The sequence below is a fragment of the Moorena sp. SIO3I6 genome (assembly GCF_010672095.1).
Genome location: NZ_JAAHHU010001268.1, coordinates 1 through 1,473, shown reverse-complemented (window position 1 = coordinate 1,473; position 1,473 = coordinate 1). Strand labels below are relative to the sequence as shown.

The 1,473-nt window shown below is 41.6% G+C and carries 2 protein-coding genes; both read right to left on the bottom strand.

Features of this window, described 5'->3' with window-relative positions; all coding sequences use genetic code 11:
* Window positions 1-357 precede the first annotated feature (357 nt).
* Window positions 358-657 carry a hypothetical protein gene (locus tag F6K49_RS48425; RefSeq protein ID WP_075902522.1) on the bottom strand — a complete coding sequence of 100 codons (300 nt, stop codon included), beginning with the start codon at window positions 655-657 and terminating at the stop codon, window positions 358-360.
* Window positions 658-723: 66 nt separating this feature from the next.
* A partial coding sequence (locus tag F6K49_RS48420) for a hypothetical protein (protein WP_293109812.1) occupies window positions 724-1,473 on the bottom strand: 750 nt, incomplete at its 5' end.

Genomic DNA, 1,473 nt, shown 5'->3' with positions numbered 1-1,473 from the left:
TGATTTTGCGACCGCAGTCTTGGGAAATCCCTGTTAGTTTAATAATGGCTCTCACCACTCCTCTCCCAATCCTTGCCTAAATCCTAGTCTCTATCACTGTTTCGACTACTTTTGCCTAATGGATAGCTTAAAAAAGGGGGGAGCCATACTCAAAGTCCCCCTTTTTTAAGGGGGATAATGGGGGATCTCCGAGGCAAGAAAAAACGCCCTAGCCCCCCAAGCGAGGGATTGCAGCTAAAGGTAGTGAAGTCGATTCATCTGAACACAGCTGTAAAGTCAAACACCCCACCTAACCTAACGGTTAAGTGGGGTGCATTTCCTAAAAGCTGTTTGACCCGGTGGGTGGAATGGGCACCTTTACAAAAGCGATGCAGCTTCTTCTTCTTCTTCTGATGGATCAGGCTCTGGATCTGGCATAGGAAAAGGGTCTGGATCTGGCAAGGGATCGGGACCGGGATCACCAATAGTCATGGCAAGGGGAACTTGTTCATCAGCAAATAACGCTGTAATTTTAGCAGCTTCTTTGCTGATCATCGCCGTCTGCTCTACTTCAGATAAACCCACTTCGTCCATTACGGAACTGGGGTTATTGATAAAAACACTTTGTTTCTTGGGGTCAAGGGCCAAATCGGTTAATAAATCAAATAGTTTACTCATCAGATATCCTGCTAATTTTTAATCTAGTCACGAATCAAGAATCTAAGCTAATGGTCGTGATTTTATTCACAGCGACAATTTCTTAAATTCTTTTTTCCGTTCTGCTTCTGACAATGTTGCAGCTTGATAAAGCCTTTCCAGTGCGTATTGATCATAGATTATCAAGGCAAGCACTCGATAAGGCCATGCTTCACCAGTAATCTCATCATAGTGTTGATCATAATATCGCAGAATTTCACTTAAATCAGCAAGGAAGGAAAGAGCACTGGCAGATCCTTCGACCCATGCAAAGTTTTGCCACAGCCATAATTGTCCGTCTCCTTCAATCTCAGGATTTTGGAGGACATCATCAACAAGCTTCTTTAATTTATGTCCTGACATACCTTCTGCCTGAGCCAGCATCTCCAACTTATCCTTGGTTTTAGGCTCAGCCTTTATCATGTATCTCAATACTGCTTTACATATCTCAGCAAGCTTGGCATCTATCTTTTCAATAAGTGTCTTGCATTCTTCTCTAAATTTATTATTAATTTTGTCTTTTTCCTTCTTTTGTGTACCTTCAATTACCTTGAGAATGAGTTGACCCATCAAATCACCTGGCTTCAGGAGCAAGACTTGTTGGGCACAAGCGATCGCTCCACTATAGTATCTCTCTTTCTTTTCTGAGTGATATTTTTTCTTCTTTAAATTCTTCGTTAAATAAAAAAACAGAAATGCATGTTCATAAAGACTTACCCTCCTGCTTACTAAGAATGGAACAGGAGAAGGAGAGTGTTGTAAAGTCTCCATGTCTGGAGATATTTGTGTTTCTACTCC

Coding starts and splice junctions, on each gene's coding strand:
- F6K49_RS48425 (WP_075902522.1), bottom strand. CDS start 657: ATGAGTAAACTATTTGATTTATTAACCGATTTGGCCCTTGACCCCAAG.